Origin of the sequence: Paenibacillus sp. JGP012 (assembly GCF_014203995.1) — a bacterium.
In the GTDB taxonomy this organism is placed as follows: Bacteria; Bacillota; Bacilli; order Paenibacillales; family Paenibacillaceae; genus Paenibacillus; species Paenibacillus silvae.
This window is the reverse complement of the sequence record NZ_JACHKG010000017.1, coordinates 1-24,049: the sequence shown is the minus strand read 5'-3', so window position 1 is coordinate 24,049 and position 24,049 is coordinate 1. Positions and strand designations below refer to the sequence as shown.

The 24,049-nt window shown below is 48.8% G+C and carries 20 protein-coding genes, 1 pseudogene and 1 riboswitch; of the genes and pseudogenes, 20 read left to right on the top strand and 1 reads right to left on the bottom strand.

Features of this window, described 5'->3' with window-relative positions; genetic code table 11:
• Positions 1-9: 9 nt before the first annotated feature.
• Positions 10-175, top strand: a riboswitch (FMN riboswitch).
• A gap of 330 nt (positions 176-505) precedes the next feature.
• The 20 genes and pseudogenes from ribD (at position 506) to HNR77_RS30680 (ending at position 22,119) form a co-directional block, all read left to right on the top strand.
• Positions 506-1,609, top strand: coding sequence for a bifunctional diaminohydroxyphosphoribosylaminopyrimidine deaminase/5-amino-6-(5-phosphoribosylamino)uracil reductase RibD (gene ribD, locus HNR77_RS19180; RefSeq protein WP_184187795.1), 1,104 nt, complete (start codon positions 506-508; stop codon positions 1,607-1,609).
• A gap of 93 nt (positions 1,610-1,702) precedes the next feature.
• Entirely contained in the window at positions 1,703-2,371 is a 669-nt protein-coding gene (locus tag HNR77_RS19175) for a riboflavin synthase (RefSeq protein ID WP_184187792.1), read from the top strand.
• Positions 2,372-2,434: 63 nt separating this feature from the next.
• Complete coding sequence (locus tag HNR77_RS19170; RefSeq protein ID WP_184187789.1) at positions 2,435-3,676, top strand: bifunctional 3,4-dihydroxy-2-butanone-4-phosphate synthase/GTP cyclohydrolase II; 1,242 nt, start codon at positions 2,435-2,437, stop codon at positions 3,674-3,676.
• Positions 3,677-3,741: 65 nt separating this feature from the next.
• Complete coding sequence (gene ribH / locus HNR77_RS19165; protein WP_090922403.1) at positions 3,742-4,209, top strand: 6,7-dimethyl-8-ribityllumazine synthase; 468 nt, start codon at positions 3,742-3,744, stop codon at positions 4,207-4,209.
• 103 nt (positions 4,210-4,312) lie between these two features.
• On the top strand, positions 4,313-5,113 hold the full coding sequence (locus HNR77_RS19160; RefSeq protein WP_184187786.1) for a segregation and condensation protein A: 801 nt from the start codon (positions 4,313-4,315) through the stop codon (positions 5,111-5,113).
• Positions 5,082-5,780 (top strand): SMC-Scp complex subunit ScpB, encoded by a 699-nt coding sequence (scpB, locus tag HNR77_RS19155; protein ID WP_260410682.1) that lies wholly within the window; start codon positions 5,082-5,084, stop codon positions 5,778-5,780. Before HNR77_RS19160 ends, scpB begins: the two co-directional genes overlap by 32 nt.
• Positions 5,781-5,951: 171 nt before the next feature.
• Entirely contained in the window at positions 5,952-6,734 is a 783-nt protein-coding gene (locus tag HNR77_RS19150; protein WP_184187783.1) for a DUF2953 domain-containing protein, read from the top strand.
• Positions 6,735-6,922: 188 nt separating this feature from the next.
• Positions 6,923-7,399, top strand: coding sequence for a GerW family sporulation protein (gene ytfJ, locus HNR77_RS19145; RefSeq protein WP_184187780.1), 477 nt, complete (start codon positions 6,923-6,925; stop codon positions 7,397-7,399).
• A 139-nt stretch (positions 7,400-7,538) separates the two neighbouring features.
• Positions 7,539-8,726 (top strand): D-alanyl-D-alanine carboxypeptidase family protein, encoded by a 1,188-nt coding sequence (locus HNR77_RS19140; RefSeq protein WP_397367141.1) that lies wholly within the window; start codon positions 7,539-7,541, stop codon positions 8,724-8,726.
• Between the two features lie 57 nt (positions 8,727-8,783).
• Positions 8,784-9,410: a nucleoside recognition domain-containing protein gene (locus tag HNR77_RS19135; RefSeq protein WP_184187774.1), complete on the top strand. Its 627-nt coding sequence runs from the start codon at positions 8,784-8,786 to the stop codon at positions 9,408-9,410.
• A 6-nt stretch (positions 9,411-9,416) separates the two neighbouring features.
• Positions 9,417-9,950 carry a spore maturation protein gene (locus HNR77_RS19130; RefSeq protein ID WP_289371420.1) on the top strand — a complete coding sequence of 178 codons (534 nt, stop codon included), beginning with the start codon at positions 9,417-9,419 and terminating at the stop codon, positions 9,948-9,950.
• Positions 9,951-10,013: 63 nt separating this feature from the next.
• Positions 10,014-10,835 carry a S1 family peptidase gene (locus HNR77_RS19125; protein ID WP_184187771.1) on the top strand — a complete coding sequence of 274 codons (822 nt, stop codon included), beginning with the start codon at positions 10,014-10,016 and terminating at the stop codon, positions 10,833-10,835.
• Positions 10,836-11,011: 176 nt separating this feature from the next.
• Positions 11,012-11,761 carry a pseudouridine synthase gene (locus HNR77_RS19120; RefSeq protein WP_110894394.1) on the top strand — a complete coding sequence of 250 codons (750 nt, stop codon included), beginning with the start codon at positions 11,012-11,014 and terminating at the stop codon, positions 11,759-11,761.
• A 136-nt stretch (positions 11,762-11,897) separates the two neighbouring features.
• Positions 11,898-12,425, top strand: coding sequence for a redoxin family protein (locus HNR77_RS19115; RefSeq protein ID WP_184187768.1), 528 nt, complete (start codon positions 11,898-11,900; stop codon positions 12,423-12,425).
• A 14-nt stretch (positions 12,426-12,439) separates the two neighbouring features.
• Entirely contained in the window at positions 12,440-14,113 is a 1,674-nt protein-coding gene (resB, locus tag HNR77_RS19110) for a cytochrome c biogenesis protein ResB (protein ID WP_184187765.1), read from the top strand.
• Positions 14,110-15,372, top strand: coding sequence for a cytochrome c biogenesis protein CcsA (gene ccsA, locus HNR77_RS19105; RefSeq protein WP_184187762.1), 1,263 nt, complete (start codon positions 14,110-14,112; stop codon positions 15,370-15,372). The genes resB and ccsA overlap by 4 nt, the downstream gene beginning before the upstream one ends.
• Before the next feature lie 140 nt (positions 15,373-15,512).
• Positions 15,513-16,229, top strand: a complete 717-nt coding sequence (locus HNR77_RS19100; protein ID WP_110894386.1) for a response regulator transcription factor — start codon at positions 15,513-15,515, stop codon at positions 16,227-16,229.
• A gap of 55 nt (positions 16,230-16,284) precedes the next feature.
• Positions 16,285-17,679, top strand: coding sequence for an ATP-binding protein (locus HNR77_RS19095; protein WP_184187758.1), 1,395 nt, complete (start codon positions 16,285-16,287; stop codon positions 17,677-17,679).
• Between the two features lie 187 nt (positions 17,680-17,866).
• A pseudogene (locus HNR77_RS30685) lies at positions 17,867-19,414 on the top strand (collagen-like repeat preface domain-containing protein); the annotation flags it as partial.
• Between the two features lie 440 nt (positions 19,415-19,854).
• Positions 19,855-22,119: a collagen-like protein gene (locus HNR77_RS30680; protein WP_184188013.1), complete on the top strand. Its 2,265-nt coding sequence runs from the start codon at positions 19,855-19,857 to the stop codon at positions 22,117-22,119.
• 96 nt (positions 22,120-22,215) lie between these two features.
• On the opposite strand, the gene serA is transcribed toward HNR77_RS30680, so the two are convergent.
• The gene (gene serA / locus HNR77_RS19075) at positions 22,216-23,811 is read right to left on the bottom strand and encodes a phosphoglycerate dehydrogenase (RefSeq protein WP_184187754.1); all 1,596 of its coding nucleotides are present in this window, start codon (positions 23,809-23,811) and stop codon (positions 22,216-22,218) included.
• Between the last annotated feature and the right edge of the window lie 238 nt (positions 23,812-24,049).

Below are 24,049 nucleotides of genomic sequence, written 5' to 3'. Positions count from 1 at the left end.
TAACGTAAGCGAATCCTTCAGGGCAGGGTGAAATTCCCTACCGGCGGTGATGTCCATGTTGAAGCAGAGTTTGCATATCAACATAACAAAGTCCGTGACCTGTCTGCCTGTGGCAGATGGCTGATCTGGTGTAATTCCAGAACCGACAGTATAGTCTGGATGGGAGAAGGAGAGTGTGCATGCCGGGCAGGCTGCACGCCGCAGGAGTAATGCTGCATAGCTGTTCAGCAAGCGATAGCTTGCAGGTGCTATGCAGGGAAGGTTCGTAGTTGAGCGAAGCTTCCTGTACGTCATACCGTTTTATAAGAAACTCTTTACCTGAACATTGTATTCATCAGGGTATGTGTTTGTTTTCACTTGCCTGAAATGTGATTTTGGGTGAAGTGCGGGTATGGTGTATTCCTTTTACTCTTGCAGATGACATTAGTCTCTCATCATCCCCACTCGAACGGATTGTTCGACGGGGATTTTTTAGTTCAAGATTATAACCGTGGGGTGAACGGATATGGAAATGATCAATGATGAATTTTATATGGCGTTAGCACTGGATATGGCAGAACGGGCACAAGGACAGACTGGAATTAATCCTGTCGTGGGATGTGTCGTTGTTAAGGAGGGACGGGTTGTTGGCCTGGGAAGCCATCTGAAGCGTGGAACAGGTCACGCCGAAGTTCACGCTCTGAATATGGCTGGAAGTGATGCGGAGGGCAGTACGGTTTATGTAACACTCGAACCTTGCAGCCATTATGGCAAAACACCGCCGTGTAGTGAGCGATTGATTCATGAGAAGGTCAAACGTGTCGTTGTCTGCTGTGAAGACCCGAATCCGCAGGTATCCGGTACAGGCATCAGTATGCTGCGTCAACAAGGCATCGAAGTTGAAGTGGGTGTTTTGCGCGAACGCGGAAGACGCTTGAATGAGAAGTTTATCAAGTTTATTACGACCGGTTTGCCTTTTGTTACTCTGAAAACAGCTTCAACGCTGGATGGGAAAATTGCAACGCGCAGTGGAGACAGTAAATGGATTTCCAACGAGCCGGCACGTGAAATTGTACATGCGCTTCGTCATCGTCACCAGGGCATTATGGTAGGGGTAGACACGGTCATTGCCGATAATCCAGAGCTGACAACGCGTTTGCAGGTAGAGGGCATCAGCCCGGTAAGAATCGTTGTGGATTCCAAGCTGCGACTTCCTGTAGGCTCTAAAATAGTCAAGGACGGGCTTGCACCAACCTGGGTGCTTACAACGGATGAGGCTAGCCAGGAGGCGGCAGAGCGCCTTGAGGCTTACGGTGTTGAAGTGATACGCTGTGGCCCTGGACCTCGTGTCGATCTGCTGCATGGACTGAGCAAGCTGGGAGAACGCGAAATCGGCTCGATACTGCTTGAAGGCGGCGGCACGTTAAATGGTGCAATGCTGGAGGCACGTTTGGTGGATCGACTGCTTATGTTTATAGCTCCTAAAATTGTGGGTGGGTATGATACCCCTGGAAGCTTCCGTTTTGAAGGTGTAGAGCGGATGAGTCAGGCGATCCAGCTGCATCAGCTGGAAATTGAGCAAGTTGGAGATAATATTAGCATTGGCGGCATTCCGGTCTGGCCGGAGTAACTGGCTGGATAAGACAAATCTGAACGAAGTGAAGCTTATAACAAATAAATAAGACTGCAATTGTACATCGCTTTAAACTAGGGAGGCGGCAGCATGTTTACGGGTTTGGTGGAAGAAGTGGGTCAAATTCGGCGTATTGGTCGTAAAGGCGAAGCCCTGGTTCTGAACATCAGCGCGTCTGTCGTTATGCATGATCTGAAAATAGGCGACAGCGTAGCGGTGAACGGGGTTTGTCTGACAGCGACAACGCTGGAGAGCGGAGGTTTTACGGCAGATGTTATGCCTGAAACGTATCGTCATACCAATCTCAGTCAGCTTCAGTCCGGCAGCAAGGTGAATTTGGAGCGAGCCATGCTGTCGGGTGGGCGCTTTGGTGGTCATATCGTGCAAGGTCATGTGGACGGGACAGGTGTGATTGGTAATATCACGCGAGATCAAAATGCAGTTGTGTTTGAGATCAAGCCGGATGACATCGCCATGTTCAAGTTTCTGATCCCAAAAGGATCTGTGACTATAGATGGTATAAGCCTGACGGTGGTACAAACGAACCAAGGCTCCTTTACAGTTTCAATCATTCCTCATACGATCGGGGAAACGGTACTGAACGTGAAGAAGACGGGAGATACCGTCAACATTGAATGTGATATTTTGGGGAAATATGTAGATCATCTGTTGCAGCATGGCAAAGGTCATGCAGAGACAAGTGCTGGCAAGCCGCGCAGCATCAGTGAGGAGTTTCTCTCTAATCACGGATTTGCATGATCTAGGTTAGCAAGGACTCGTATGATCAGGCATTAAATAAAACTGGAAGCAGGAGGTGCATCGATGTCAGAACATTCCGAACCATCTGTTCTGGATTCAATTGAAGAAGCTATTTATGATCTGATGCGTGGCAAGCCGGTTATTGTGGTTGATGATGAAGATCGTGAAAATGAGGGTGACTTTATCGCCTTGGCGGAAAAGGCAACCCCGGAGGTTATCAATTTCATGATCACTGAAGGCAGAGGGCTCGTATGTGTACCGATTACACAGCAGCGTGCAGACGAGCTTAATCTGAAGCCAATGGTGCAGCAAAATACCGATTTTCACGGGACAGCCTTTACCGTCTCGGTGGACCATACAGACACAACAACAGGCATCTCAGCGCATGAGCGTTCGATTACCGTTAAAGGCTTGATTGATCCGAACGCGAAAAGCAGTGATTTTCGCAAACCGGGTCACATGTTCCCGTTGATCGCCAAAGACGGCGGTGTATTGCGTCGTGCCGGACATACGGAGGCAGCTGTAGACCTTGCCATCATGTGTGGCTCATACCCGGCCGGGGTAATCTGTGAAGTCATCAAGGAAGATGGCACCATGGCCAGATTGCCGGATTTGCAGGAGATTGCAAGCAAGCATAATCTCAAGCTGATCAGCATTCAGGATATGATCCGGTATCGGAACGAGAAGGAAAAGCTTGTACAGCGTGAGGTTTCTGTTCGCATGCCAACGGATTTCGGGGAATTTCAGGCGGTTGCATACACCAATGCTGTGGACAATAAAGAGCATGTTGCGCTGGTCAAAGGCGAGATAGACGGCTCCAAGCCTGTACTCGTTCGTGTACATTCGGAGTGTCTGACTGGAGATGTATTCCACTCGCATCGTTGTGATTGCGGTCCACAGTTCGATGCAGCGTTGAAACAGATTCATGATGAGGGCAACGGTGTGCTGCTCTACATGAGGCAGGAAGGTCGGGGTATCGGTCTGATCAACAAACTGAAGGCTTACAAACTGCAGGAGGAAGGTCTCGACACGGTGGATGCCAATCTGAAGCTCGGGTTCGCCGCTGATTTGCGTGATTATGGTATTGGTGCACAGATTCTGAAGGACCTTGGTGTTCGTCAGATTCGTTTGTTAACGAATAACCCGCGGAAGATCAAAGGTCTGGAAGGTTACGGGCTAGAAGTGGTTGAGCGTGTTCCTATTCAGATGAAGGAAAATGAGGACAATACCGCTTATTTGCATACGAAACAAGCGAAGCTGGGTCATATGCTCAAGTTCGATGATATCGAGCAAAACGAACAGTAACTCATGTGAACACGGACGTTATCCGTAAAACATACAACTTATATATCGACAGGGAGATGACAGAAATGCCTAATTATTTTGAAGGACATTTAGTATCGGAAGGTTTAAAATATGGCGTGGTAGTTGGACGTTTTAATGAATTCATTACTAGCAAGCTGCTAAGCGGGGCACTGGATGCGTTCAAGCGCCATGGCGTGCAGGATAATGAAGTAGATGTGGCCTGGGTACCAGGTGCATTTGAAATCCCGCTGATTGCTCAGAAAATGGCTGAAAGTGGCAAGTATGATGCAGTGATTACACTCGGAACGGTTATTCGCGGCTCCACTACGCATTATGATTATGTCTGCAACGAGATGGCCAAAGGTGTAGCGGCGATTAACCTGAAAACAGGCGTGCCAACCATCTTCGGATTGGTTACTACAGAGAACATTGAGCAGGCCATTGAACGTGCTGGAACGAAGGCTGGTAACAAAGGCTGGGATGCAGCTACAGCTGCAATTGAAATGGCGAACTTGACGAAACAGCTAAAATAGTGCTTATTTAATAGTAGTGCCCTGCTTTGCGCAGACGAAATCGGGAGATCGGTTTCGAACGGCTGGCAGGGTTTTGTATTTTTTTGGCGGGAGGATTCGTCTAGTGACGGTAGTTACATATAAACTGGAGACTTTTGAAGGGCCTTTGGATCTGCTGCTTCATCTGATTGATAAGGCTGAGATCGACATCCAGGATATTCCCATCAGCGATATTACCGATCAATACATGGCGTATCTGCACTCCATGCAGGAGTTGGAGCTGGATATTACAAGTGAATTTCTGGTGATGGCGGCTACGCTGCTGTCCATCAAGAGCAAGCTTCTACTGCCTAAACCGCCGGTTATCGAGGAGTTCGAGGATTATGATTATATGGAAGATGAGGATTATGATCCACGTGCTGAACTGATTGCACGGCTGATTGAATATCGTAAATATAAAGGTATTGCAAGGCATCTCCATGAACGGGAATGGGAGAGAAGTCTTATTTTTTCCAAGGAACCTGAAGATTTGCGGCCCTACATGCCTGAACAGGAGCAATCAAACCCGGTACAGGGTCTGCATACTTCTGATCTCATAGCAGCGTTCCAGAAGGCATTGCGCAAGGCTGACAAGCGTACAACGGTCACCCGGATCAAACGGGATGAAATATCGGTCAAGGACCGTATAAGAGAAGTTGTTGGTGCCTTGGAGCGTGTGGGTCCTGGAGGGCGGCTGTTATTTTCCAAGCTTATGGATGACCAGATATATCGGCATGAGATTGTGGTGACGTTTCTGGCAGTGCTGGAGCTGATGAAGATGAAGCAGATTGTGTGTTATCAGGAGCGATTGTTTGAGGATATCGTTATGGAGTGGAGAGGGGAAGCAATGAATCATGGATTTTCCGAAATTGAAGTCGATTATTGAGGGCCTGCTGTTTTTGTCCGGAGAAGAGGGCCTGAGTGTCAAACAAATTGCCGAGATTGTTGATCAGCGCGTGGAACTCGTTACGGATGCGATCGAGGAGATGATCCGTGAGTTTTCAAATCAGGGGCGAGGGGTGCAGATTCTGAAGATTGCGGGAGTTGTGCAGCTTGGAACACTGCCTGAGCATGCGGCTTATTTCGAGAAGCTGGCGTATTCTCCGGCACGTACGTCTTTGTCCCAAGCGGCACTGGAGACACTGGCCATTGTTGCTTATCGTCAGCCGATTACACGGGTGGAGATTGAAGAGATTCGTGGTGTAAAATCCGAACGAGCCATTCATACCTTGGTGAACAAGGATTTAATTGTTGAAGTGGGGAGAGCGGAGGCGATTGGGCGCCCGATTTTGTATGGTACGACGAAGTCGTTTCTGGATTATTTCGGACTTGCCTCGATTAAAGATCTTCCAGAACCGGGCCTGTTTGAAGACTCTGAAAATCTCGAGGAGGAAACACAGCTGTTGTTTAACAAGCTGGATATGCAGCAGCCAGATGCTCAAGAGCCTGATGTGAATAATGCGTTTGATTTTGAAGAAGACGAAGGGTCATCTACTGAACAGGATTTTGCTGGACATACAGAAGACGAAGACCCGTGGAACTCATCCAAGTAGTTATAGACATCTTATAAAAGGAACTGCCAAGGCGAAGTGGACATTGATCCTGCTTCGTCTTTTTTTTGTTTCGGGCTGGTGATCCTCTGCCAAGAGCAAGCGAGTGTGGGATAAAGTTGGAATTTTCAAACGAATCGTGAATTTTTTCCAGTGAGAAATGCCATACTAGACATGAAAAGAATTGAGGGCTTGGAGGTAAGGCCTGTGTGGATCTGGCTTGGAGGAATCGGTTTGTTCATCGCACTGCTGATTGCCGCAGTCCTCATCTCAAATGTTCATGTACATGTTGTGTTTCGCAAACATAAGAGCGATGACCACGCTAATATTAATATTCGGCTGTTGTACGGCATCGTACGTATGAATTACGAGATTCCGAGCATTGTTTTCCGAAATATGAAAGAGGGTTTCCTGCTCAAAACAGAGAAGTCCATGAATCATTCCAGAGGTGAAGTGCTGGGGAGCCAGCAAGTGAACAAACGGAAAGTGAAAAATTGGGCCGAAGAGGTCAAGGTCATGCTGCGCGCAACCGAGGCTTTAAAGCTGTGGGTTAAACAGACCCTTCAGCATGTGTATATAACCAATCTGTTCTGGTCTACTGCGGTCGGGGTTGGCGATGCTGCATATACGGCGATGCTGTCAGGCTGGTTGTGGAGCGTGAAGTCGATGATTGTTGGTTTCTTAACGTATCAGATGCGGTTTAGAACGGTGCCTGACCTTGAAGTTCTTCCGGTTTGGTCGGAGGAAATGGAGTTTCGAACAGAACTGGACTTTAAGCTGCGTATGCGGGTTGCTTCACTATTGTCCGCAGGCTTGAGGTTAACGACACGTGTGCTTCAGGTTGAAGGCGGCTGGCGAATGTGGATCAAGCTTATTCAAGAGCAGCGCCGCAAGTCCAAGGAAAAGAAAAAGCGCAAGCATATTGTGGATAAAGAAACCCATTCCTCCAAAACGTAGAGGGTCAGCGAACATGGCTTGGCAGTAGAACGGGTCACATAAGGTGTGTTCCTCTGGATTCGTTACATAAGTCCCCGAAGTTTGGGGATGATATGGTTAGATCAAAAACCTGCAAGTTGAACGAATGCTTTACATTTCTTCTTGAGTTCGGCTTGTATAGTTTACATTGAAACTGGAGGGAATATGAAATGTCAGATCATCCAATTCAAGGCTTAATGGAAACTGCTATGGAAAATATCAAGGCCATGGTGGATGTCAATACAATCGTTGGCGATGCTGTGGAGACACCGGATGGCACGGTTATTCTGCCGATCAGTAAAGTGGGCTTTGGTTTTGCTGCAGGCGGCAGTGATTTTAACGTAAACGACGGGAAAGGAAACAATACGTCCAGCACGACAGAGCATGCGCACTCAGCCAAGGTTGCTTCTCCGTTCGGCGGCGGCAGCGGCGGCGGCGTATCCATCCGTCCGATCGCTTTCCTGGTCGTAGGCAAACAGGGCGTGCACATCGTACCACTCGATAATTCGACGCACTTGTTCGAAAAATTGATTGATTCTACCCCGTATGTCCTTGACCGTATTCAGGAAATGTTCCGCAATCGGAACCATACAACAACGGAAACAGGCATCCCGGTGACACCTAACGACCATTCGACTTACAGTTAAACAAAATATCATTAGTTGAAAATCCTTCCTGCCCCTTCAGGGTGAGAGGGATTTTTGCTGATTTCATCTGTTCGGGACATACTCCAGGTTGTCCGAACATAGGATAGTACAAGATTCCAAGCGACCCGGAGGAATGTGGATGCGAAAATTAATGAAGGCTGTTGTCGGTATGCTAATGCCTGTGTTGCTGTTTTCAACGATAGGAGCATCGCCAGTACAGGCCATGGTTACTCCCCCCTCAACCCACGCGCAGAGTGCAGCGCTGATTGATGTCACCTCTGGACGGATTCTGTACAGCAAGGATGGGGACAAGGAACTTCGTATTGCCAGTTTGACCAAAATTATGACGGCCATCGTTGCGATTGAAGAAGGCAAGCTGGATGACAAGGTTAAGGTGTCGCCGTCCGCATTTGCCAAGGAAGGCTCCTCGCTCTACCTGAAGCTTGGTGAGGAGATGACACTTGAGAACATGTTATATGGTCTCATGCTTCGGTCAGGGAATGACGCGGCTTCTGCGATTGCAGAACATGTAGGTGGGTCGGAGGAAGGTTTTGTACTGCTGATGAATAAAAAGGCAGAGCAAATCGGATTAACCCGTTCTCATTTTATGAATCCGCATGGACTTGATGCAGAGGGACACTATTCTACAGCGAATGATCTGGCTAGATTAACAGCTTATGCGCTACATAACCCGGTGTTCAAGCGCATCGTGGCAACAGAGAACAAATCCGCGCCAAATCCGAATGAAAGCTGGGAATATTCCTGGAATAACAAAAACAAAATGCTTCGTTTGTATGACGGTGCCGACGGGGTGAAAACAGGGTATACCAAAAAAGCATTCCGCTGTCTGGTCAGCTCGGCCACTCGGGATGGACAACAGCTTGCCGCAGTTACACTGAACGATGGAGACGACTGGAATGATCATGCCAAGATGCTGGACTTTGGTTTCGAACATTTTCCGCTCGTTGAAATCGCAAAGCATGAGCAGCCGGTGCAAAATATGGAGCTTGTCACGGGGCGCGGTTTTAAATATCCGCTGGCTGAAGGGGAACAGGAGGCATTAACCAAAAAGCTGGTTTTGCTTGATCAACGTTCACAGGCTGAGACAGCCGGGAGTGATTCAACAACCGGCCCTTCCTTTGGATTGGCGGGGCGAATTGACATGCAGCTGCATGGTGAAGTTATCGGTTCCATCCCGGTTTATCGCAAAGGCAGCTACATCCCGCCAGAGCCCAAAGTGGAAGATGCGGCACTGGGCAGTGCCATGGAAGTCACAACATGGCTATCTGCCTGGAAAGCCGTGCTGGGCAGACTGTTATCGCCTTGATAAAAATAAAACCTAAAGGATAGCTTGCAGTTTGCTGTGAAGGGGAGGCATGATGCATTGATTAATCTGATCTGGCTTATGATGATATTAATCGGTTTTGTTTTTGCAGCCGTAAACGGGAAGATCGAGGTTGTCACTCAGGCAGCATTTGATGGTGCGGCAACAGGAGTCACCGTATGTTTCGGCCTGATCAGTGTGCTCGTATTCTGGATGGGTATGATGAAAATGGCAGAGGATGCTGGTCTTCTTGATCGGATCGCGAAGCTGCTTGGACCTGCTGTTCGATTTCTGTTTCCTGATGTTCCGAAAGACCACCCTGCAATGGGTTACATCTTATCCAACATGAGCGCCAATCTGCTCGGACTTGGCAATGCAGCTACACCGATGGGCATCAAGGCCATGCAGCAGCTTCAGGAACTTAATCCAGACAAACAGACGGCTTCCCCGGCCATGTGTACTCTTCTGGCTCTGAATACAGCGAGTATTACGATCATACCGACGACCTTGATTGCGATTCGGCTGAACTATCAATCAGCCAATGCAACAGAGATTGTAGGTACGACTTTGATGGCTACGATCATTGCCACGCTGGCTGCCATAATGGCTGACCGCTGGTATCGAAACAGGACATTGCGCAGACCGCCGCGTGTAACTTCAAGCGGTAATCCCGGCATGAAAGGATGAGCAGCCTTGTTGACCTTCATTAACTGGATTTCCGTCTGGGCCATTCCGGTTATTATCGCGTTTGTTCCATTATATGCGTTTACCAAAAAGGTCCCGGTTTACGAATCCTTTGTTGATGGGGCCAAGGATGGCTTCTCGACGGCGATCAGCATCATTCCTCATCTGGTAGGCATGATGGTAGCGATCAGTGTCTTCCGGGCCTCGGGGGCACTCGATTATGTCATTAGTCTGTTCACACCACTTGTGTCCTGGATGGGTGTGCCCGGCGAAGTGTTACCTCTCGGAATATTACGTCCGCTAACCGGGACAGGCTCACTGGCTTTTACAACCGATTTGATCAAAACGTATGGACCTGACTCCATGATTGGCCGGATGGCATCGACCATTCAGGGCAGTACGGATACCACATTGTATGTATTGACGGTTTATTTCGGAGCGGTGGGCATACGGAACGGCCGTTACGCACTCAAAGTTGGATTGTTTTCGGACGTCGTTGGATTTATTGCAGCACTTGCGATATGTTTAATCGTTTTTGGTTAATCTAGTGCTCCTTTCCTTCCGATATACTAGTTATGCTAGAATGATAACGGAGGAGAGTGAGACATGCAGAAGAGTTGGAAACGAATGCTTCATTTAGGGATGACAAGTATGCTCGCCATGGGTTTGTTTGCAGGTCCCACAGGATTAGCGGCTGCTCAAGCTGAGCAAACGATCCAATTTAACGGTTACTTCGACAAATCATTGCGAGCTAAAATGGCTATAACTGCCGATTCATTTCCAGTGGTAAATGTTCGTTTGATTAAAGCAGATGAGCCCGACATGGTTTATTACGATGTAGGCACCTCAATTCTGATATCCAAAGACGTTGTGCTGACCAATTACCATGTTGTGCAGGACTATGCGGAGCTATCCGCTGGAGATGAGGGGACGTTGACAGTAGCGAGTCCGGGTGCGCTGAATCAGTCTGTTCATGCAAAAATTATAAAAACCGATCCCGTAACAGATATGGCTCTGCTCAAGCTGGATAAAGCGATTGATGCTGAACCTGTATCGTTTGCGAGTGCCAAAGACAATCAACTGGTGTATACCATCGGTTTCCCTAAAAATGCTGCTGGTGATCTTGTGCTCCTCGATGATGAGTTCCCTAAGACCTACAACACGATTGCCAAAAGTCGAGTGTTCAGCTCGCAGGCGACCGATGTGCCAGGAAAAGCAGGCATTGGCAGCATCGTTAAAGCGATGGCCCAAGGTAATTCGGGTGGGCCGGTGCTGAACCAGAACAATCAGGTTATCGGCATGATGACGTTTGTTTATGGTGGTCGGACATATTTTATCACCTCAAAGACATTACAGTTGTTTATTAAAGAAGCTGCGGCTCCGGCCAAAAACCCTGTGGTGGTTGCAGGTAAAGTTTCAGGTTCGTAAGGGATCCCGTCTGTTTTAATGAAAAATGAGTAACACTGTTGAATATGAAGGAGGTTTACCTTTGCGTGATGCAGCGAAAGCGGTCGAGCGGAGGTAGGCTTTTTTTGTGTGCAAACGATAATCCTTGTGATTTCCCGGTTGGATGGGTATCATTAGTGTGAGGTGACATGACAAACATGGAAAGATTACAAAAAATTATTGCACAGGCAGGCATTGCATCCCGCCGCAAGAGTGAGGAACTGATCCTGTCCGGCAAAGTGGAAGTTAACGGGGAGGTCGTAACCGAGCTGGGCACGAAAGCAAACCCCGAAGAGGATATGATTACGGTTAATGGCAAACCGATCCGCAGTGAGAACAAAGTATATTTGATGCTGAACAAACCGAAGGGTGTCATTACAAGTGCATCAGACCCCGAAGGACGTAAAATCGTATCTGACTATCTGAAAGGGGTTAAAGAGCGTGTCTATCCGGTAGGTCGTCTGGACTATGACACGGAAGGGCTGCTTATTCTTACGAATGATGGAGAGTTTGCACATCTGTTGACCCACCCGAAACATCACGTGCCCAAAACGTATCTCGCAACGGTTAAAGGTGTACCGCATGGTTCTGCGCTGGACAAGCTCAAAAACGGAATTATGCTGGAGGATGGCATGACCGCACCAGCAGAAGTGGAATACAAGGATGTAGATACGGCTGCGAATGAGGCTGTCATCTCCATTACGATCTATGAAGGACGAAATCGTCAGGTTAGACGCATGTTTGAGGCCATCAACCATCCGGTCATTCGTCTGAAACGGATTTCCTTTGGTGGTATTCTGCTGCAAAATCTGAAACGCGGGCTGACACGTAAGCTGACGAAAGAGGAAGTTAACAACTTGATTACGCTCGCCAAGTCCGAACCCGCCAAAAAAATGAAAAAAAGGTAATGTGAGGACACATAATTTTCATAAAACCGCCGCAGTTTTGTGACGAAATTCGCTATAATTGTTCATAGGATGTTCACAGTTGTCTGTGCGAAACAGACGAGCGAATGAAATCGTCATTAAAAAGGGGAGTCAGCACATGGGGAAATCAAGAAGAACGGTGCAAATCGTTATTTTGTGCTTGATCCTGGTGTTGGGCGGGTACGCGATTACGACATCGGTATCTGGCTCGAACGGCAAGCCAAAAGAAGGGGATCAAGCCCCTTCTTTTGAACTGCTGGGCCTGGATGGTCAAGTTCATACGTCTGAGGAATATCAAGGGAAAGCGATGGTGATCAATTTCTGGGGCACATGGTGTGAACCTTGTGTGAAGGAGATGCCTGCGCTGCAAGCTCAGGCCGACAAGTGGAAAGATAAAGGTGTGCAATTTGTCGGAATCAACGTTGGAGAAGATCAGATGACTGTAGAAAATTTTGTGCAGCAGGTGGGTGTGGATTTCCCGATTATGCTGGACCGGGACAAAAACTCGGTTCGGGATTTCGGAATTTCTCCTATGCCAACAACGTTTTTTGTATCTGAAACGGGCAAAATCTCCACTATTCACATCGGACAATTGGACCTGGGCACACTTGACGCTCAAATTTCACAACTGGCGAAGCAGCCCTGACAGGAGGTCTATTCGTGTTCCAAAATACGAAATGTGAGTGTGGACATCAGAATCCGGTAGGCACAGTACTATGTGAAGCCTGTGGCAAACCGCTGCTGGAGGCTGAAGCGCAAACCAATGAAGTGCTGGAGATGCGTTATGACGGGATGGCACGGCGTTCACAGCGCAGCAATCCCAATATTATCGATCGCATATGGAACTTTTTTTCATCCGTTAAAATTGCAGTGTATATGATCGTTCTTACACTGGTTGGCTCCATGCTGGGCACAATCTATCCGCAGGAGAGCACGTTTCTGAACATGGACCCTTCCGTTTATTACAAAGAGACCTATGGTCAGTTAGGTCATATTTATTATCTGCTGGGCTTGTCTCATACATATGAATCCTGGTGGTTTATTTTACTGCTGGTTATGATCGGCGCTTCGCTTGTCATCTGCAGCCTGGATCGGGTACTTCCACTATACAAAGCGCTGAACAAGCAGCGAATCCGCAAGCATCCGCAATTTCTGACAAGACAGCGACTGGTGTACCAAGGTTCTGTTGAAGAGGCCCCTGAAGAGTGGATTAAGAAAGCGGTTACTCCGCTGCGCAAGAAGGGGTATCGTGTGCACACTCAGGGAGACGCATTGCTTGCGGAGAAGCAGCGTTTCAGTCGCTGGGGTCCCTATGTTATCCATATCGGACTAATAATCTTCCTGCTAGCTGTACTCGCACGCGGGCTACCTGGCCTGAATCTGGATGAGCATGTGGCTTTTCCGGAAGGGGAGATCAAAAAGATTCCAAATACTTCGATGTATCTGAAAAATGAGAAGTTTAATGTGGAATTTTATAGTGATGATGAGGTGCCGGAGCAGTTCAAAAATTTGAATAAAACGGTTCCCAAATTGTTTGAAACGAAGGTCGTTTTGTATGAATGTACAGCAGATTGCTCTGATCCGTCCAAAAAACCTCAGCTCGCTGAGGTTGCAAGGCACGATGTGCGTGTCAATCATCCACTCAATTACCATGGCCTGAAGGCGTACCAGTTTGATTATGATCTGACGCCAACGATACGCTCGGTCACGCCCGATCTGGTTAATACCAAAACCGGTGAGGTATACGGCTCTTTAAAGGTTGATATGACGGATACGCAGCGTAATTTCGAGGTCGGACCTTATACTTTGACGGTTAAAGAGAAATATATGGATTTTGCACTGGACGATAAAGGTGTGCCCAAATCCAAGTCTCCTTCTCCAAACGCACCCGCATTTCTTTTCCACATTGAAGGGCCGGATCTGCCGGAGAAGGGAATGCAATACCTGTATTTTGTCAAACAAATCGACAAGCAGCGCTTCCAGCAGGATGCAATCAATCGTCAGCTTGTAGGGGGCGAGCTTCCATTGGAGCTGGAAGTCGACAGCATGGATAAGGTGGATCTTATCCAATCGGTAAGTTACCTCAATATACGTGTGGATAAAGCGATGCCGTTTGTATGGGTAGGCGCAGGTATAGTCATGCTGGGGCTTGTAATGGGCTTTTACTGGCATCATCGCCGGATATGGATTCGATTTGATGATGAACGGATTACGCTTGGCGGACATACTAACAAGAACTGGTTTGGGTTTCGGCGGGAAGTTGCCGGGATTTTGAAACAAATGAATCTGGAAGTGGATGAGAAGTCGTTGGATAACGGGGGGAACCAAGCATGAGTATACTGGATTTCAGCAGCGACGCATTTATCGTATCTTTTTTCCTATATTGTGCTGCATTTTTGTTGTATGCCGTTGCGGTCATGGGCAAGAAATGGAGTAATCGTGATCCGCTGGCTCATATGAATCGCTGGGGCAAACGTGCATTTATCGCATCGACGGTAGCGTTGACAGCACATCTTGTTTTCTTCGTAACCCGTTGGATTGGAGCAGGTCACATACCGGTAAGTAATATGTACGAATTTATGTCCTTTTTATCCATGATGATTATGGTTGCCTTTATCGTGGTGTACGCTATTTATCGCAAGTCTTTGCTTGGATTGTTTGCACTTCCGCTGACGATTATTATAATGGCCTATGCCGCTGTATTTCCACAGGAAGTTCAACCCTTGATCCCGGCATTACAGTCCATCTGGCTGAAAATACATGTTACGCTTGCAGCGCTTGGTGAGGCGTTTTTCGCAGTGGGTTTTGCCGCTGGCTTTATGTTTCTGCTTCGTACGGTAGATTTTAGTGGGAAGGACAAGACCTCCCGCCGTCAACGCGGCTGGGTGGAGTTTACGATGATTACAATTGTTGTTGTTATTGGATTTATCGGAACAGTGTTTGCCTTCCGCTCGGCTGGGTATGAGGCTGTTTTTGTGCAAAAAACAGTCGGCATTGACACAGAGGTAGAGGGAAATAGTACAATAGAGAAAGTGATTTATCGCATGCCTCCTGTTTTTGCTCCATATAATAGCGAAGTGGAGAGCATGGAACCGTTTCTCGGGATGAAGAAGCCATTACTTGAAACGCCTTCCTGGATGAATGGAGTTAATGCAGGACGTAAGCTGAACACGGTGGTTTGGTCTATTGTTGTAGGTTTGATTCTATATGGTATTATTCGTTTAATTGTACGCAGACCACTTGGACAAGCGCTGCAACCCATGATGAATGGAATTGATGCTGATGACCTTGATGAGATCAGTTATCGTGCCATAGCCATCGGATTCCCGATTTTTACCCTGGGAGCTTTAATATTTGCCATGATCTGGGCACAGATTGCCTGGAGCCGCTTCTGGGGCTGGGACCCGAAAGAAGTGTGGGCATTAATTACGTGGCTGTATTATAGTGTGTATCTGCATTTGCGTTTATCCAAAGGATGGCAGGGGCAGAAGTCTGCTTGGCTTGCCGTGCTCGGTTTTCTGGTCGTGATGTTTACGCTGGTTGGCGTAAATCTGATTATCGCGGGATTGCATTCCTATGCTGGAGCAGACTAATAGAGTCTGTTACATGAGGAACATACCAACGGTAAATTTCATGATGTACCCTGAGGGTTAAACAGGGTATTCAAATATTGTTCGCAGGATCGAACATAATAGAAGTGATTGAGGAGTTATTGCAAAGGGGCTGGAGTGGCATGTCGGAACATGAGAATCGTATACTGGTCGTGGATGATGAAGAAAGAATCCGCAGACTCTTAAAAATGTATCTTGAAAAAGAAGGCTATGAAATTGACGAAGCGGAGGATGGAGAAACAGCACTTCGCAAAGCAACCGCAGGTGATTACGGCCTTATTCTGCTGGATGTTATGCTTCCAGGCATGGATGGTGTTGAAGTGTGTACTCGGCTGCGTCAAGTCAAATCAACCCCTGTATTGATGCTTACTGCAAAAGGGGAAGAAATCAACCGAGTACAAGGGTTTGAGGTCGGAGCGGATGACTACGTCGTTAAACCGTTCAGCCCGCGTGAGGTTATTTATCGTGTGAAAGCGATTCTGCGTCGCTCTTCGGCAACTGCGTATTTGTCTAAAGAGAGCAATTCAAGCAACAATATTGTATTTCCCCATCTGGTCATTGAGCATGATGCACACCGGGTGACTGCGGGCGGCGAAGAGATCAGCTTAACTCCGAAAGAGTATGAATTGCTGCATTATTTGGCAACGTCACCGGACAAAGTTTTCTCCAGAGAAGAACTGCTTAAAGATGTATGGAATTACGAATTTTTCGGTGATCTTCGTACCGTGGATACCCATGTGAAGCGTCTTCGCGAGAAGCTGAACAAGGTATCTCCTGAATCGGCAGCGATGATTACAACCGTGTGGGGTGTCGGTTATAAACTGGAAGTACCGAAATAGTTTTGCTTTCTGGAGATCACTGGTTGGAAAGTTATGGATTACAATTATATGCCTTGTGGGTTGTGTACTTATAGCGCTGGGTCTATTTCTGTTGCCCTATATTGATACCAACTTTGCCGAGACAGAGTCCAGAGACATCAAGAGGCTGTTTACGTATATTTGTATCGTCGGTTTTAGTTTAACGACCTTTTTTGCATTGTTTCTGTTCACCAAAATTACGCAGCCTATGCAGCAGTTGATTCAGGCTGCCAATGCGATCCGTAAAGGCAATTACGGTACCCGGCTCTCACTTCGAACCAATGACGAAATTGGTGAATTGGCGAACACATTTAATCACATGGCTATACAACTGGAGGATACAATCCGGAATTTGAATCATGAGAAGGAACATTTGGCAAGTGTGCTTCGGAGTATGACCGATGCTGTGATTACGTTTGATGGTGAAGGCAAGGTGATTCTGACGAATCCGCCTGGGGAGAAAATCATGCAGGCATGGTGTGCCCTTGACTGGGCTCAGGAGCATGAAGGTCTGGATAGTCATTCTGCTGTTAAGCCGTCGCGGGATGTACCGGAGCCGCTTGTTCCGTTATTCAGATTGGTGATGGAGCAGGGCGGGGATCAGAGTTCCAACGTGCATGTGCAGCAAGGGGTCTGGTCTGTTCAGATGGCTCCTCTGTATGCGGATAGTGTTGTTCGCGGAGCGGTTGCCGTTTTGCGGAATGTTACTGAAGAAGTGAAAATGGAAAAAATGCGCCGTGATTTCGTGGCTAACGTATCTCATGAGATACGCACACCGTTGTCCATGATGCAGGGATACAGCGAAGCGCTTCTGGACGGAATGGCAACATCGCCGGAAGAGAGTGAAGAACTGATTCAGGTCATTCATGATGAATCACTGCGGATGGGCAGGCTGGTGAAAGATTTATTAGATCTTGCACGTATGGACGCAGGACATACAGATATGAACATGAGGGAAGTTGAACTCGGGGAATTGCTCGAACGCATTTATCGAAAATTTATGGTGCGCTCGAAGGAGCAGGGGATTCAGCTTCAGTATGAATGCAAGCAGGAGATTTGTCTTCAACAGGCCGATGAAGATCGGCTTGAGCAGGTGTTTACGAATTTGCTGGATAATGCGTTTAGACACACACCTGAGGGTAAAAGTGTAGTGATTTCTGCTGAACTGGTCTCTCATACGCGTGCTCCTTTTGCCAGAGTGTGTGTAAAGGATCAGGGTGTGGGTATTCCCTCATCAGACGTACCGTTTATATTTGAGCGTTTTTACAAGGCAGACAAAGCTCGCGTCCGGGGAGAAAGCGTGGGAACCGGTCTGGGCCTCGCTATCGTAAAAAATATTGTAGACGCTCATCAAGGTACAATTCAAGTCAATAGTGTGCTTGGTGAAGGTACAGAGTTTATTTTACAATTTCCTCTGGATTCCTCGAAATAGCAAACAAAAAATGCCGAAACACCCTCTGATGGAGGGTGTTTTTTGTTGAAGTCTTCCGTTTAATCTTGTTCATCGTGGAACAAAGATAACATTATCTTTTTGCTGTGAAAAAAATGTCCAAGATAATTTTTATTCATCTCCTTCATAAGCTTGAAAAATAAGATGCCAAAGGAGGATTGAAACAAACATGTCCGATGGACGAAAAAGAGTAAACATCAAAGCATTTTTGGAAGGCAGATCATTTCGAGCGGGATCACCGTTTATTCCAATAAATGCGAGTGAACTTGAGCAATATGAAACTATTCTTCGTTCTCTTGCCGTGACGATTCCACCTGCAATCAGTCAGCCTACCGCGGCTAATATACTTGCATTACAGAATGGGCTGCGTCAATTACTTACATTAGTAAATCAATCTGAGTTCCGAGCGGGTGTAAAAGCGGAGCTTCAAGCTGTACTAGAGCTGACCATTGCCTCTTCTGAGGTTGTTCCTGTTGCTTTGATCAATCTGGCAGGTAACTTGCAAAATCTGCTGGATGACCTGCTGAGCGTCACCTTGCTGCTGGAGATTCCGCCGGCAGACAAAGATAGACTGGTCGTGTTAATCCGTTCCATATCCATCTCGTTAAGCAGAGCAACAACGACTCTTGGCGGTGGTGTAACGGGGCCGCCAGGACCTCCGGGTGTACCAGGGGTTCCAGGGGTTCCAGGCGTTCCAGGCGTTCCCGGAGCGAGAGGACCGGCAGGTCCAGCAGGTGCGGTGGGGCCAGTCGGACCTATTGGTCCTGCTGGACCGCAAGGCATACAAGGACCAGCCGGTGCTCCGGGCGCAGGTTTAAACAATATTACAACTTTTAACCCTTCCACCGGATCGACTTACGCGCAAGGTCAGGTTGTCAGCTATAATGGCAGCTTGTATGTAGCTAATGTGAATGGACCAACAGGTGTACCGGGGAGTTCGGCAGATTACACGTTATTACTTGCTGCCGGGCCACCAGGAGCAACAGGGGCAACGAGTGCGGGACTTTCCGGAACGGTGGGATTTGATCCAGCTCTTGCACCGGGTTATGTCGCTGGTCAGGTTGTTACGTATAATGGCAGCACATATATTGTCAGTGTAGCAGGTCCTACGGGTACACCAGGTACATCTTCAGACTACACTTTAATTGCTGCAGCAGGAGCAACGGGTGCCACAGGGGTTGGACTCGGCGGCTCGATGGCATTTGACCCTGCTCAAGCACCAACGTATCCAGCGGGTCAAGTGGTAACCTACAATGGAAGTACGTATATTACGAATGTGGCTTCTCCAACAGGAACGCCTGGAAGCTCACCGGATTATACGTTAATTGCAGGAGCTGGACCAACAGGACCAACAGGAGCAACTGGGGTTGGTTTAACAGGCATTGTGGCGTTTGATCCGGCAGTGGCCCCAACATATCCAGCGGGTCAGATCGTTACGTTTGACGGAAGCACGTATATCGCGAATGTGGCATCTCCAACGGGAACGCCGGGTACATCAGCGGATTACACGCTGTTGGCGGCGTCAGGAGCAACGGGTGTGACGGGAGCATCTGGAGTAACTGGAGAAACAGGTTCTACTGGAGTCACGGGAACTACAGGTGCAACGGGAGTTGCAGGCTCGACCGGGTCCACCGGGACAACAGGAGCTGATGGCGTTACAGGAGCAACAGGCAGCACCGGAGCCACTGGTGCGGCAGGTCTGACTGGAGCAACCGGGGTTGGTTTAACGGGCATCGTAGCATTTGATCCGGCAGTGGCCCCAACATATCCAGCGGGTCAGATTGTTACGTTTGACGGAAGCACGTATATCGCGAATGTGGCATCTCCAACGGGAACGCCGGGTACATCAGCGGATTACACGCTGCTGGCCGCGTCAGGAGCAACGGGTGTGACGGGAGCATCTGGAGAAACAGGTTCTACTGGAGTCACAGGAGTTACAGGTGCAACGGGAGTTGCAGGCTCGACCGGGTCCACCGGGACAACAGGAGCATCTGGAGTTACGGGAGCAACAGGAGGAACTGGAGCTACTGGTGCGACAGGTCTGACTGGAGCAACCGGGGTTGGTTTAACAGGCATCGTAGCGTTGATCCGGCAGTGGCCCCAACATATCCAGCGGGTCAGATCGTTACGTTTGACGGAAGCACGTATATCACAAATGTGGCATCCCCAACGGGAACGCCGGGCACATCTGCAGATTACACGCAGTTGGCAGCCGCAGGAGCAACGGGCGCAGATGGAGTTACGGGTGCAACAGGAGTCACCGGAGCGTCAGGAGCTACGGGCGTGACGGGAGCATCTGGACTAACAGGAGAAACAGGTTCTACTGGAGTCACGGGAACTACAGGTGCAACGGGAGTTGCAGGCTCGACCGGGACAACAGGAGCTGATGGTGTTACGGGTGCAACAGGAGGAACTGGAGCCACTGGTGCGACAGGTCTGACTGGAGCAACTGGGGTTGGTTTAACAGGCATTGTGGCGTTTGATCCGGCAGTGGCCCCAACATATCCAGCGGGTCAGATCGTTACGTTTGACGGAAGCACGTATATCGCAAATGTGGCATCCCCAACGGGAACGCCGGGCACATCTGCAGATTACACGCAGTTGGCAGCCGCAGGAGCAACGGGCGCAGATGGAGTTACGGGTGCAACAGGAGTCACCGGAGCGTCAGGAGCTACGGGCGTGACGGGAGCATCTGGACTAACAGGAGAAACAGGTTCTACTGGAGTCACGGGAACTACAGGTGCAACGGGAGTTGCAGGCTCGACCGGAGCAACGGGCGCAGATGGAGTTACGGGAGCAACAGGAGGAACTGGAGCTACTGGGGCGACAGGTCTGACTGGAGCAACCGGGGTTGGTTTAACGGGCATCGTGGCGTTTGATCCGGCAGTGGCCCCAACATATCCAGCGGGTCAGATTGTTACGTTTGACGGAAGCACGTATATCACCAATGTGGCATCTCCAACGGGAACGCCGGGTACATCAGCGGATTACACGCTGTTGACAGCCGCAGGAGCGACAGGTGTGACGGGAGCAGCAGGCACAACTGGGGAGACAGGTTCTACTGGAGTCACAGGAGCTACAGGTGCAACGGGAGTAGCAGGTTCGACCGGGTCCACCGGGGCAACAGGAGCTGATGGCGTTACAGGAGGAACTGGAGCCACTGGTGCGACAGGTCTGACTGGAGCGACGGGTGTCGGTTTAACGGGTATTGTTGCGTTTGATCCGGCAGTGGCCCCGACATATCCAGCCGGTCAGGTGGTTACGTTTGACGGAAGCACGTATATCGCGAATGTGGCATCCCCAACGGGAACGCCAGGCACATCAGCGGATTACACGCAGTTGGCAGCCGCAGGAGCTACGGGTGTGAGGGGAGCGACAGGCTTAAGTATTACAGGCAGCACCGGAGCCACTGGGGCAACAGGTCTGACTGGAGCGACGGGTGTCGGTTTAACAGGCATCGTAGCGTTTGATCCGGCAGTGGCCCCAACATATCCAGCGGATCAGATCGTTACGTTTGACGGAAGCACGTATATCACAAATGTGGCATCCCCAACAGGAACGCCGGGCACATCTGCAGATTACACGCTGTTGGCAGCCGCAGGAGCAACGGGTGTGACGGGAGCATCTGGAGTAACTGGAGAAACAGGTTCTACTGGAGTCACAGGAGCTACAGGTGCAACGGGAGTAGCAGGTTCGACCGGGTCCACCGGGGCAACAGGAGCAGATGGCGTTACGGGTGCAACCGGAGTCACTGGAGCGACAGGTGCAAGTATTACCGGGTCAACAGGCGCGACCGGAGCCACAGGAGCAACGGGCGCAGATGGAGTTACGGGTGCAACCGGAGTCACTGGAGCGACAGGTGCAAGTATTACCGGGTCAACAGGCGCGACCGGAGCCACTGGAACAACGGGCGTAGATGGAGTCACGGGTGCAACCGGAGTCACTGGAGCGACAGGTGCAAGTATTACCGGGGCCACGGGCTCAACAGGAGATACAGGTGCTACGGGGGCGACAGGAACGTCTGTCACAGCTACATCGGCGTTTGCAGAAAATACGAGCGGTACAATCGTTGTTATTTTGGGTGGTACGTTGATTTCGCTGCCTAACAATCAAAACATCGGCCCTGGTATTACAGTGAATGGATCTAACGATACGTTCACCTTGGCTAACACTGGAAGGTACTTTATATCTTATAGAATAAATTTAACAGCTGCTGCATTAATTCAATCCCGTGTGCTGCTCAATGGGGCAGCGGTTCCCGCAAGTGTAGTTTCTCCTGCACTTTCCATAAGTCAGTTAACGACTGAATTTATTATCACAGTTACGGCCGGCTCAACGATCCAGCTGCAGCTTTTCGGCCTTGTAGCTACAGCTGTTCTGGCACCACCGGGTGCAACATTAACCATTATTCAATTAAGTTAAAACGCACAAGTTAATAGAAAAAAGTAAATTTTCACGTACAAAAAGAGACGGGAACATCATCGTTCCCGTCTCTTTTGTATAATATAAGCCGTGATATTAGCCCAGTACAATCTCAACGGCTGTGTTCAATTCAGGCAAAGCTGTGAGCTGAACCAGCACATCTTTTGGTACTTCTTTATCTACGGTCAGAATCATGATCGCAGCACCGCCAATAATTTTACGGCCAACCTGCATGGAGGCGATGTTTACATCATTTTGACCAAGCAATGTACCTACACGTCCGATGATCCCCGGTTTATCGTTATGAGATATCAGAATCTGGTGGCTTTCCGGTGCGATATCTACCGGGAATTTGTCCAGACGAACAATCCGCTCACCGTATCCCGCAAGAAGTGTACCTGCAACACGGCGTTCTTCTGCATCCTGATTGGTCACCAGAGTTACAGTAATCAGGTTTGTGAACCCTTTTGTAGCCGAGGTTTGGCTGACCACAACATTCAAGTCACGAATTTTGGCAAGGTGCATGGAGTTGACGATGTTGGCTTCTCCACCCAGATGTCTGGCCAGAACCCCCTTCACAATATAACGTGTCAGTGGTGATGTATCTACCTCGGACAGCTCACCCGCATAATCAATGCGAATCTCCTGCACAGCGTTCTGTGTGATTTGAGCGGCAAAGCTGCCCAGTGTTTCACCCAGTTTGAAGTAAGGCTGCAGCTTGTTCATAACCGCTGGTGCAACAGGCGGCATATTTACAGCATTTTTGAACGGTTCATTACGAAGAATGTGAAGCACCTGCTCTGATACGTCAATGGCTACATTTTCCTGAGCCTCTACCGTCGATGCGCCCAAGTGAGGTGTAACAATGATGCTTGGGTGATTCAGGAACGGATGATCTGCCGCTGGCGGCTCGCTTTCAAATACGTCAAATGCCGCACCCGCTACAATTCCTTCATCGATAGCTTCAACAAGGGCCATCTCATCAATAACACCGCCGCGGGCACAGTTGATGATTCTCATGCCTTTTTTCATCACTTCAAACTGTGGACGGGAAATCATATGGCGAGTTTCTGGAGTCAGCGGTGTATGAACTGTCATAAAGTCTGCATTGCGAATGATATCATCCACACTTGCCAGCTTCACTTGCAGTTTTTCTGCACGCTCTTCTGTAAGGAACGGGTCGTATGCGAGAATATCCATTCCGAAAGCTTTAGCCCGTTTGGCAACTTCGCTTCCGATCCGTCCCATACCAAGTACACCCAGAGTTTTATTTCTCAATTCCACGCCGAGGAAGGTTTTCCGATCCCATGTACCTTGAATGGTTTTGGCGTAGGCTTGCGGAATGTGACGGGCGAGTGCCATCATCATTGCAAAGGTATGCTCACAAGTGGTAATGGTGTTTCCGTCAGGTGCATTAATAACGATAATTCCGCGTTGTGTAGCAGGTTCAAGCTCAATATTATCAACGCCAACACCTGCGCGTCCGATGACTTTCAGATTGGTACCAGCCGTCATAATACGTTCAGTAACACGTGTTTGGCTGCGAACGAGGAGTGCGTCATAATCACCAATAATGGCAACAAGCTCATCTTCACTAAGTCCGGTTTTCTTCTCGACAACAACATCACTTGCATCCACTAGCTGCTGAATTCCCAGATCACTGATTGGGTCAGACACTAACACTTTGTACATGGTTTCTTCCTCCTTGGATTTGTATATCTATATTCGTCAAGGATTGATCTCCGTCAGGAGAACGTCCTTAAAACCAAATGATCCTTCCCTCCAACAACGCGGTACTGTGGCAGAGGGGTAGGGTAAACAAACAGGGTGATTCCACGAGGCCACTGAAAAAGTCCATTCCATGTTAAAGGTACAGCTCTCAAGAAAATTGTGGAGACTGTACCTTTTTCGCTTATAATTAAAGTATCAT

What these genes read in the sequence shown, in the direction of transcription:
- HNR77_RS19100 (WP_110894386.1), top strand. Translation starts at nt 15,513, where the DNA reads ATGTCGGAACATGAGAATCGTATACTGGTCGTGGATGATGAAGAAAGA.
- ribH (WP_090922403.1), top strand. Translation starts at nt 3,742, where the DNA reads ATGCCTAATTATTTTGAAGGACATTTAGTATCGGAAGGTTTAAAATAT.
- HNR77_RS19170 (WP_184187789.1), top strand. Translation starts at nt 2,435, where the DNA reads ATGTCAGAACATTCCGAACCATCTGTTCTGGATTCAATTGAAGAAGCT.
- ccsA (WP_184187762.1), top strand. Translation starts at nt 14,110, where the DNA reads ATGAGTATACTGGATTTCAGCAGCGACGCATTTATCGTATCTTTTTTC.
- HNR77_RS19125 (WP_184187771.1), top strand. Translation starts at nt 10,014, where the DNA reads ATGCAGAAGAGTTGGAAACGAATGCTTCATTTAGGGATGACAAGTATG.
- serA (WP_184187754.1), bottom strand. Translation starts at nt 23,811, where the DNA reads ATGTACAAAGTGTTAGTGTCTGACCCAATCAGTGATCTGGGAATTCAG.
- scpB (WP_260410682.1), top strand. Translation starts at nt 5,082, where the DNA reads ATGGATTTTCCGAAATTGAAGTCGATTATTGAGGGCCTGCTGTTTTTG.
- ribD (WP_184187795.1), top strand. Translation starts at nt 506, where the DNA reads ATGGAAATGATCAATGATGAATTTTATATGGCGTTAGCACTGGATATG.
- HNR77_RS19115 (WP_184187768.1), top strand. Translation starts at nt 11,898, where the DNA reads ATGGGGAAATCAAGAAGAACGGTGCAAATCGTTATTTTGTGCTTGATC.
- HNR77_RS19120 (WP_110894394.1), top strand. Translation starts at nt 11,012, where the DNA reads ATGGAAAGATTACAAAAAATTATTGCACAGGCAGGCATTGCATCCCGC.
- HNR77_RS19140 (WP_397367141.1), top strand. Translation starts at nt 7,539, where the DNA reads ATGCGAAAATTAATGAAGGCTGTTGTCGGTATGCTAATGCCTGTGTTG.
- ytfJ (WP_184187780.1), top strand. Translation starts at nt 6,923, where the DNA reads ATGTCAGATCATCCAATTCAAGGCTTAATGGAAACTGCTATGGAAAAT.
- HNR77_RS19150 (WP_184187783.1), top strand. Translation starts at nt 5,952, where the DNA reads ATGAAAAGAATTGAGGGCTTGGAGGTAAGGCCTGTGTGGATCTGGCTT.
- HNR77_RS19175 (WP_184187792.1), top strand. Translation starts at nt 1,703, where the DNA reads ATGTTTACGGGTTTGGTGGAAGAAGTGGGTCAAATTCGGCGTATTGGT.